This window comes from Pseudotabrizicola formosa (assembly GCF_002900965.1).
GTDB classification, from domain to species: Bacteria; Pseudomonadota; Alphaproteobacteria; order Rhodobacterales; family Rhodobacteraceae; genus Pseudotabrizicola; species Pseudotabrizicola formosa.
Map to the genome: position 1 here is coordinate 98,207 of NZ_PJOM01000006.1, position 9,302 is coordinate 107,508.

Annotated in this window: 8 protein-coding genes and 1 tRNA gene; 7 read left to right on the forward strand and 2 right to left on the reverse strand. The window is 63.6% G+C overall.

What is annotated here, in order from left to right:
• The first annotated feature begins 91 nt into the window (after positions 1–91).
• The 3 genes from glpX to CXR43_RS16680 all read left to right on the forward strand — a co-directional run bounded on the left by glpX (position 92) and on the right by CXR43_RS16680 (position 3,098).
• Complete coding sequence (gene glpX, locus CXR43_RS16670; RefSeq protein ID WP_103336127.1) at positions 92–1,072, forward strand: class II fructose-bisphosphatase; 981 nt, start codon at positions 92–94, stop codon at positions 1,070–1,072.
• A 138-nt stretch (positions 1,073–1,210) separates the two neighbouring features.
• A complete protein-coding gene (gene recJ / locus CXR43_RS16675; RefSeq protein ID WP_103336161.1) occupies positions 1,211–2,959 on the forward strand; it encodes a single-stranded-DNA-specific exonuclease RecJ in 1,749 nt (582 codons plus the stop codon).
• Between the two features lie 64 nt (positions 2,960–3,023).
• Positions 3,024–3,098, forward strand: a tRNA-Glu gene (locus CXR43_RS16680).
• A gap of 203 nt (positions 3,099–3,301) precedes the next feature.
• On the opposite strand, the gene CXR43_RS16685 is transcribed toward CXR43_RS16680, so the two are convergent.
• Both CXR43_RS16685 and CXR43_RS16690 read right to left on the reverse strand, forming a co-directional pair.
• Entirely contained in the window at positions 3,302–3,973 is a 672-nt protein-coding gene (locus tag CXR43_RS16685) for a FadR/GntR family transcriptional regulator (protein ID WP_246831439.1), read from the reverse strand.
• Positions 3,974–4,024: 51 nt separating this feature from the next.
• The gene (locus CXR43_RS16690) at positions 4,025–5,020 is read right to left on the reverse strand and encodes a Gfo/Idh/MocA family protein (RefSeq protein WP_103336132.1); all 996 of its coding nucleotides are present in this window, start codon (positions 5,018–5,020) and stop codon (positions 4,025–4,027) included.
• Here CXR43_RS16690 and CXR43_RS16695 point away from each other — a divergent pair.
• From CXR43_RS16695 to CXR43_RS16710, 4 genes are all read left to right on the forward strand, one after another.
• Positions 4,967–6,070: a dihydrodipicolinate synthase family protein gene (locus tag CXR43_RS16695; protein ID WP_146036548.1), complete on the forward strand. Its 1,104-nt coding sequence runs from the start codon at positions 4,967–4,969 to the stop codon at positions 6,068–6,070. The two genes, CXR43_RS16690 and CXR43_RS16695, sit on opposite strands and share 54 nt — an antisense overlap.
• A 45-nt stretch (positions 6,071–6,115) precedes the next feature.
• A complete protein-coding gene (locus tag CXR43_RS16700; RefSeq protein ID WP_103336136.1) occupies positions 6,116–7,114 on the forward strand; it encodes a Bug family tripartite tricarboxylate transporter substrate binding protein in 999 nt (332 codons plus the stop codon).
• Between the two features lie 70 nt (positions 7,115–7,184).
• On the forward strand, positions 7,185–7,667 hold the full coding sequence (locus CXR43_RS16705) for a tripartite tricarboxylate transporter TctB family protein (RefSeq protein ID WP_103336138.1): 483 nt from the start codon (positions 7,185–7,187) through the stop codon (positions 7,665–7,667).
• Positions 7,668–9,179, forward strand: coding sequence for a tripartite tricarboxylate transporter permease (locus CXR43_RS16710; protein WP_103336141.1), 1,512 nt, complete (start codon positions 7,668–7,670; stop codon positions 9,177–9,179).
• The last annotated feature ends 123 nt before the right edge of the window (positions 9,180–9,302 follow it).

Here is a 9,302-nt window from a genome sequence, read left to right on the forward strand (position 1 = left end):
TTCCCGCCCCGGTTAGCGCCATCATGCTTGCCCTGCGCGAACCCGGCAGGCTACACCCACGGCAACGCATTTCCCAACCAAAGGACAGATCATGACCGTCGCCCCGCCCAAAGTCGCCGAGTTTCAGGACCGCCTGCTCTCCCTCGGCCTTGCCCGCGTGTCCGAAGCAGCTGCGCTGGCCAGCGCCGGGCTGATCGGGCGCGGTGACGAAAAGGCCGCCGATCAGGCGGCGGTGAACGCGATGCGGGACCAGCTGAACCTTCTGGATATCAAAGGCGTGGTCGTGATCGGCGAAGGCGAGCGCGACGAGGCCCCGATGCTCTACATCGGCGAAGAGGTCGGCACCGGCAACGGCCCGGCGGTGGATATCGCGCTGGACCCGCTGGAAGGCACCACGCTGACCGCCAAGGACATGCCCAACGCCCTGACCGTCATCGCCATGGCCCCACGCGGCACGCTGCTGCACGCCCCCGACGTCTATATGGAAAAGCTCGCCATCGGCCCCGGCCACCGCATCGGCACCGTGACGCTGACCATGACCCCCTCCGAACGGGTGTCGGCGCTGGCCGCCGCCAAGGGCTGCTCCACCAATGACATCACCGTCTGCGTGCTGGAACGCCCCCGCCACGAAGAGATGATCGCCGAAATCCGCTCCACCGGTGCCGCCATCCGCCTGATCACCGATGGCGACGTGGCCGGTGTCATGCATTGCGCCGAACCAGACCTCACCGGCATCGACATGTACATGGGGTCGGGCGGCGCACCAGAAGGCGTGCTGGCGGCGGCGGCGCTGAAATGCATGGGCGGCCAGTTCTTCGGCAAGCTCCTGTTCCGCAACGACGATGAACGCGCCCGCGCCCGCAAGGCCGGGATCGAGAACTTCGACCGCGTCTACACGCGTGATGATCTCGTGCGCGGCGACGTGATCTTTGCCGCCACCGGCGTCACCGACGGCAGCCTGCTGGCCGGCATCAAGCGCGAGCCGGGCCACCTGACGACCGAAACCATCCTGATGCGGTCCAAAACCGGCTCGGTCCGCCGCATGACCTACCGCAACCCGATCCGTCGCTGATCGGTCGGGGCGCAGGCAAACCCTGCGCCCCCTCGCATCGCAGCTTTCCCAAATACTCCCGCGCGGCGCGCCCCCGCCCTTTGCGCCAAAGCGGCCTTTCAGGTTGAAGACCCGCCCCAGTTGGTGCAGACCGCCCGCATGACCCAACGCGCCTTTCTCAACGTCGACGCCTCCGTCCTCGGCCGCCGCTGGACCGGCCCCGGGCTGGAAGAGGAACGTCTGGCCGAAGCCATGGCGCAACAGACCCGCCTGCCGATGGCGCTGTGCCACACGCTGGTCCGGCGCGGCATATCTCCCGCCGATGCCCCCGCCTTCCTTGCCCCTTCCTTGCGCGACCTGCTGCCCGACCCGCTGACCCTGCGCGACATGGGAGCTGCGACTGACCGTTTCCTGCACGCTGTGAAACAGCGCCAGCGGATCGCGGTCTTTGCCGATTACGATGTCGATGGCGGGGCCTCTGCTGCCTTGCTGATCATCTGGCTGCGCGCCATGGGGCGCGAGGCGACGCTGTACATCCCCGACCGCATTGATGAGGGCTATGGCCCCAATGTAGAGGCAATGCAGGCGCTGGGGGCCGCGCATGACCTGATCCTCTGCGTCGATTGCGGCACGCTTTCCCATGACCCTATCGCGGCGGCGGGCTGCGATGTGGTGGTGCTGGACCATCACCTTGGCACCGATACCCTGCCTGCAGCCGTGGCCGTGGTGAACCCGAACCGGCAGGACGAAACCGGCGCGCTCGCGCATCTGTGCGCGGCGTCCGTGGTGTTTCTGATGCTGGTCGAGGCCAACCGCCGCCTGCGGGCAGAAAGCGTGCAGGGCCCGGATCTGATGGCAATGCTCGACCTTGTGGCGCTGGCCACCGTGGCCGATGTGGCCCCTTTGATCGGTGTGAACCGCGCGCTTGTGCGGCAGGGGCTGAAGGTGATGGCCCGCCGCGACCGCGCCGGGCTGGTGGCGCTGGCCGATGTGGCCCGCATGGATCAGGCCCCCACGCCCTACGCGCTTGGCTTTGTGCTGGGACCACGGGTGAACGCGGGCGGCCGGATCGGGCAGGCCGATCTGGGCGCGCGCCTGCTCGCCACCGACGACCCGCGCGCGGCGGCCGCCATGGCCGCAAGGCTGGACCAGTTGAACGCTGAGCGGCGCGACATCACCGAACGTGTCCGCGAAGAAGCGATGGCACAGGCCGAGGCGCGCGGGGTGGACGCCCCGCTGGTCTGGGCCGCGGCTGAGGGCTGGCACCCCGGCGTCGTCGGCATCGTGGCGGCGCGACTGAAAGAGGCGTTCAACCGCCCCGCCATCGTGATCGGGCTGGAGGACGGGATCGGCAAAGGATCAGGCCGATCGGTCGCGGCTGTGGATCTGGGGGCGGCCGTGCAGCGCGCAGCCGCCGAAGGGCTGCTTCTCAAGGGGGGCGGCCACAAGATGGCGGCGGGCCTGACCGTGGCACAAGACCGGCTGGAAGAGGCCATGGCGCGTCTGTCCGATCTGTTGGGCCGCCAGGGTGCCGGGGTCGAAGGCCCGCGCGCGCTGCGCATCGACAGCCTGCTGATGCCATCAGCCTGCACCCCCGCCTTCGTCGAACAGCTCGAGGCGGCGGGCCCTTTCGGCCAAGGAGCCCCTGCACCGCGCTTTGCCTTTGCCGATGTTGCCGTCACCCCGCGCCGGATCGGCGACAAGCACCTGAAGCTGGCCGTGTCCGACGGCATGGGCGCAAAGGTGGAGGCGATGGCCTTCGGGGCCTATGACAGCCCCCTTGGTCCCGCGCTGGACAATGCAGGGCACCGGCGCTTCCATCTGGCCGGGCGGCTGGAGCTGAACCACTGGGGGGGCCGCACCAAGGTGCAACTGCGGCTGGAAGACGCCGCACCCGCGCGCAGCTGACATCGCGCGTTTTTCCTCTTGCGAGTCACGGCCCGTACCACTACACACCCCCCACCGACAGCGTGGCCCGTTCGTCTATCGGTTAGGACACCAGGTTTTCAACCTGGGAAGAGGGGTTCGACTCCCCTACGGGCTGCCACCATTTCCGCCTTTCACAGTCGATAAAATTACTGACCGCCCTCCTTGTCCATTAGGGATCTCGCAGGTTTTCTGCTTCAGCGTGGGCGGGCCTATGACTAGGACAGATCTGCCCGAACAGGCCACGGTCTTATACCCGCCTGTCCAGGGCTTGTCGCTTTCCGCCCCTTGTTGAAGCTGCGCCCGGCGCTGAGATGTCCGGTGTCACGGGCTGCCGACAAACATCCTGTCGCGCGCGCCCATGATGTGACGCCGCATTGCCAAGGCGGCTGCTTCGGGATTCTGGTCCTTGATCGCGTCGATGATGGCCTGATGCTCGGCCTGGACGATGGCCTGGCGATCGGGTGGCGCCAACAACGTCAAGGACCGTGAAAGCTGCATGCCGAAGGTGATCTGCGTCGCCAAAGATTCCAGCACCGTCTGGAAGAAAGGGTTCTTTGTCGCCTTTGCAATCGAGACATGCAGCAGTTGATCCGCTTCGACGCCCAGGGCTTGTTGCAGATAGCTTGCCGCCATGTGGTGATGCGCCTCTTCGAGGGCGGCAAGATCGTTTTCATCGCGCCGTTGCGCTGCCCAGGCTGCAGCGGCGCTTTCGACGTCGGCTCGGAACTCATAACACCGTTGAATATCGGTGATCGACCCAAGGGGAACAAACTTCATCACCGACCGATCCGGACGCCGCGCCACATAATTCCCTGATCCGCGGCGAGAGGCGATCATCCCGTCATCGCGCAGGCGCGCCAGTGCCGTGCGCAAGACAGGGCGCGATACGCCGCAGACCTGCGCGAGCACTTCTTCAGGGGGAAGGCGCGATTGCAGCGGATACCGGCCTTCGACGATATCCGAAAGCAGGCGATCATAGACCTGATCGGCCAAAGTCGGTTCGCGCCGTCCTGATGGTGTCATGACCGTCCCCTGCTGCTGGATCTATACATCGACGCCCGCGATCCGGTAGATCGATTCCATAAGACGCAGGGTCTGCAAATTGTCCAGCCTGTCGGTCGCAAACGGTTTGCCGCTGCGCAAACCTGAAACAAACTCGGTCACAGCGCCGGTAAAGCAAGCCTGATAATTCGCGGTCAGGTCATGCAACGACAACTCTTCTGGTCGTGACAGGCGGAAAATACGATCACGGTCAAAGATCAGCGTATCGGCATCGCCCAGCAATTCCAGGCGATCGGTCGGCAGCGGCGGATACCCAAGGGCGGAAATATTGGCATCAATCTGGATCAGCGCCCCCTGCGCGGTCTTGAGGGTCACAAGCGCGACATCTTCACCTTGCAGATCGGGGTTGATACGGTCCAACCGGGCGGACAAGATTTCCATCTCGCCCAAGACCGAGCGCAAGGCATCAAGGTGGTGGATCAGCACTTCAAACACCAGGAGCCGCTTGAACCCTGCCAGATAGGGCTGGCGGCCCAGCAGGAATGGCACCTTGCCGGGATAATCGAACAGTGAAGACGATCTGACCGTGAGGCGCGCATGGCGCAGGGTGCCGATCTCGCCCGCCTGAACGCGGCGCGCGATTTCAGCGTAATGCGGCCTGAACCGGTAGTTCTCGTGCACCATGAACCGAACGCGATCGCCCACATCCGCGATCAGCGCTTCCGCCTCGGCAACAGTGGGTGTCATCGGCTTTTGGCACATCACATGCGCAGCATGGTCTGCTGCCAGCCTGACCAATGGCGCATGGGTGCCCACCGGGGTGATGATGTCGATGGCATCCGGCTTGGTTGCCGACAACATCTCGGCCACGTCGGTAAAGACCTGCGCAATACCGAACGCGCGCGCCCTCTCTTGGGCCTTTTCCCGGTCGGGGTCGCAGATGGCCACCAAAGACACCGCCTCCTGGGCTTGCCATCCCTTCAAGTGAAATTCGCTGATCGCTCCTGCCCCGGCAATCGCTACCTTGATGTGTTTCATCCTGCTCTCCTGAAAACGCTGGGTTCTGATATCTGCTTTTTACTTTGTTTACAACTATTGACTAATATTGGAATCACAGTTACCCGTTTTTACGACCAACAAGGATCCGAGCCCATGCGCCATACTGTAACCCCCGTTGATCTGGCCCTGTCCATCATGGCTGTTCCGCCCTTGGCCCGCACGGCTGATGGCACATTTGACGATGCTGCAAACGGGGCGGTGATCCGTCATCTGGAAGGAGGCAGCGTCACGACGCTTCTCTATGGCGGGAACGCATTGGCGCAGCATTGGCCGATGTCGGTTTATGCCGATTGGCTGGACAGGTTGGAGGCTTTGGTTGCCCCTGACAGCTGGTTGCTGCCATCGGTCGGGCCGGACGCCGGCAAACTGGCGGATCAGGCTGCCATTCTGAAAACCCGCAATTTTCCGGTGGCTTTGCTGCTGCCGATGGGGGCACCGCTGACCCACACAGGACTGGCGAACGCCCTGCGCCGTTTCACCGCAGACGCGGGCGTGCAGCTCTTGGTCTACATCAAGACCGATGCGTACATTCCAGCCCAGACGCTGGCCGACCTGGTCGCAGAAGGTGTTGTTTTCGGGGTGAAATATGCGGTGCCGCGTGACCTTGGTGGCGATGACCCGTATCTGAGCGAAATCATCGCAGCCATCGGCGCACAGCGCGTGATCTCGGGCTTTGGCGAGCCGCCTGCAATTCCGCACATGCTGGACTTCGGGCTGCCGGGGTTCACCGCAGGCTCTGTCTGTATCGCGCCATCTTTGTCCAACGCCCTCTTCCAGGCCCTGAAACAGGGGGACAAAACCCGCGCCGAAGCGCTTTTGCGGCCCATTCAGCCGCTCGAAAATCTTCGGGGGCAGATCAATGAGATCCGTGTGCTGCACGAGGCTGTTGCGCTTGCTGGCATCGCGGAGACCGGGCCGATCCTGCTGCCAAGTTCACCTGTGCCAGACGATCGCCGCGCAGAGATCGCGAAGGCGGCCATCTTGCTGCGCGCAGCCGAAGAAGATTTCAGGGCCGCATCTGCCGCCTGAAACTGGCCTGCCATGCCAGACCATAGATCAAAAGGGAGGAACCTTATGACCAATTTCATCAAACCAACCCGTCGGCAACTCTTGCAAGGGGCTGCGGCCCTTGGTGCCTTCGGCCTCAGCCCGGCCCGCGCTCTGGCGGCAGGCTACCCTGACCGCCCGGTCACTTTGCTGGTTCCGTGGGGGGCTGGCGGGGGCACGGATGCGACCGCTCGCATGATCGCGGCCTTGCTGGAAAAGCGGTTGGGTCAGCCCTTTTCTGTGGTCAACCGCACCGGCGGGGCGGGGGTTGTCGGGCATTCGGCCATCGCCTCGGCCGAAGCGGACGGCTACACCTTGGGCATTGTGACGGTGGAAATCACCATGATGCACCACCTTGGCCTGACCGAGCTTGGCCCTGACAACTATACTGCGCTCGGCCTGATGAATGCGGACAGCCCCGCTGTCACTGTGTCCGCGGACAGCCCCTACAAGGATATCGCGGCACTCACCGAAGCGATCCGCAGCTCTGCGCCCGGAACCTTCAAGGCCAGTGGCACGGGCCAGGGCGGTATCTGGCATCTGGCGCTCGTCGGCTGGCTCAAGGCGCTTGGTCTGGCCGCCGATCATGTGATCTGGGTGCCGTCCGAAGGCTCTGCCCCCGCAATGCAGGATCTGATTGCCGGCGGCGTCGATATCGTCACCGTGTCTCTGGCCGAAACCAAGGCGATGGTGGATGCGGGCCGCGCCCTTAATCTGGCGCTGATGGGGGCTGCGCGTGCCAGCAGCCACCCCGATCTGCCAACGCTTGCCGAAGCCGGTGGGGGCGATTTTGCGCTTGCAACCTGGCGCGGCGTTTGCGGACCCAAGGACCTGCCGGCCGATGTGGCACAAACCATCTCTGACGCCTTGGCCGAAATCGCGGCAGATCCCGAATTCGTCGCCTTCATGGGCGATCGCGGCTTCAATATCGAATACCTCGATCCCTCCGCGCATGCGGCCATGATGGCAGAGGCCGATGTGGCAATGGGAGAAACCTTGCGTGCTGCGGGCCTGAGCCAGGGGTGATCCCCGGCGCAGGACCGAAGGGCGGGCATAAATCAATGCCCGCCCCTACAGAATTTGGGGGGAAGGTATCATGCGCGTCACAGACGCCCTTTCGGGCGCGATTTTCTTGGCGGTCGGGCTATTTGTGTTTCAGACCGCAGCCGGCTTTCCCAATCCGGGTGGCATGCCTCACGGCGCATCCCTGCTTCCCAGCCTGCTGGGCCTGGGATTGATGATTGGCGGCGGCCTGCTGGTCATCAGCGATATCCTTGCGCGCAGGACGGCGAAAATCACCCCTTCTGTTCTCTCCCTTGACCCCGAACTCAAAACGGCCCGCGGGTTGCTGCCTGTCGCAATGGTGATGGTCCTGATCCTCGGTCAGATCCTGCTGGCCGGAACATTTGGCTATCTGGCGGTTTCGATTGTGGGTCTGACGCTGCTCTTTCTAACGGTGCGGCTGTCGGCACTCTCCTCCTTGGGTCTTGCCATCGCAGGCAGCCTGCTGTGCTGGTGGCTTTTTGCCGGGCTGCTGCGCGTGCCCCTGCCCCGTGGCCTGCTGGAAGGAGTGCTTTGAATGGGTACCTTCGACACCATTTATGTTGCCGCGCTTCTTGTGATGGATCCGACAGTTCTGCTGACCGCCTTGCTGGCGGGCATGTTCGGCATGTTTGTCGGCGCGATGCCCGGCCTGACAGCCACAATGGCAACCGCGCTTCTGGTGCCGATCACCTTCTTCATGGATCCGATCCCTGCCCTCGCAGCCATCGTGACCGCCAGTGGCATGGCAATCTTTGCCGGAGACATTCCCGGCGCGCTTCTGCGCATTCCCGGCACCCCCGCATCTGCGGCCTATGTGGAAGACAGCCATCGCTTGGCGCAGCAAGGCAAGCTGAACCTGGCGCTGGGGGTCAGCCTGGTTGTGTCTTGCATCGGCGGGATGTTCGGGATCGCGGTCCTGTTCCTTGCCGCCCCCACCCTCGCCGAATTTGCGCTCAAGTTCACCTCATACGAATACTTCTGGCTTGCAGCGCTTGGCTTGTCCTGTGCCATTTTCATCGCCTCCTCCGCGCCGCTCAAGGCGGGGATAGCGCTGCTGATCGGCCTCACCCTTGCCACCGTCGGGCTTGACCCCACGACCGGTGTCCCCCGCTTCACCTTCGGCAGCACAGACCTGCTGGCGGGGGTCGAGTTCATTCCGGCCATGATCGGCCTCTTTGCGCTGGCCGAGATCCTGCGCGGCGTCATCCGCCTCAACGCCGCAGAACCGGTACAGGTCGTGCCGCCCTCCCCCGGGTCATTGTTCAAAGGTGTGGGTGCGGTCGTCCGCAAGCATCCCAAGAACATCTTGCGAAGTTCAATGTTGGGCACATTGATCGGAGCTTTGCCAGGTGCAGGGGCCGATATCGCAGCCTGGATGGCCTATGCCGTCTCGAAACGCTTTTCGAAAACGCCACAGGCCTATGGCAAGGGCCATGTCGAAGGCTTGGTTGATGCCTCCTCTGCCAATAATGCCGCAGTCGGCGGATCCTGGATCCCGGCCCTTGTCTTTGGCATCCCGGGCGACAGCGTGACGGCCATCGTGATCGGCGTGCTCTACATGAAGGGGCTGAACCCCGGACCCACAGTCTTCCTGCAAAATCCTCAGTTGATTTACGCGGTATTCCTCATTTTCATTCTTTCCACCCTTCTCATGCTGCCTTTGGGCTGGGCCGCCGTCCGTGCCGCGCGTCAGGTGCTGCGCGTGCCGCGCCGCATCCTTTTGCCCATGGTGCTCAGCTTTTGTCTGGTCGGCGCCTTCGCCATGACAAACTCTCCGTTCGGTATCATTGTCATGCTCGCCATGGGGGTGTTTGGCTGGTTGATGGAAGAAAACGGCTTTCCGGTCGCGCCCGTCATCCTTGGGCTTGTGCTTGGCCCCATGTTCGAACGCATGTTCATGACCTCGATGATCAAGTCGGGCGGTGATCTGACGGCATTCTTCGACCGTCCCATCGCCGCTGTTCTGGGCATCTGCGTCCTGCTGCTCTGGGGCTACGCCCTGCTCAGTGCGCTTGTGCGCGCCTCACGGACAAGACAGACCGCCTGACCCCATTATCTGTTTTCAAATATCCCACGGGGGTCCGGGGGTGTGAAACCCCCGGTTCCGCCGGCCAACAATCGGAGACTGACATGCTGACAGGCAAGCACCTTATCGCGGGCGACTGGGTTT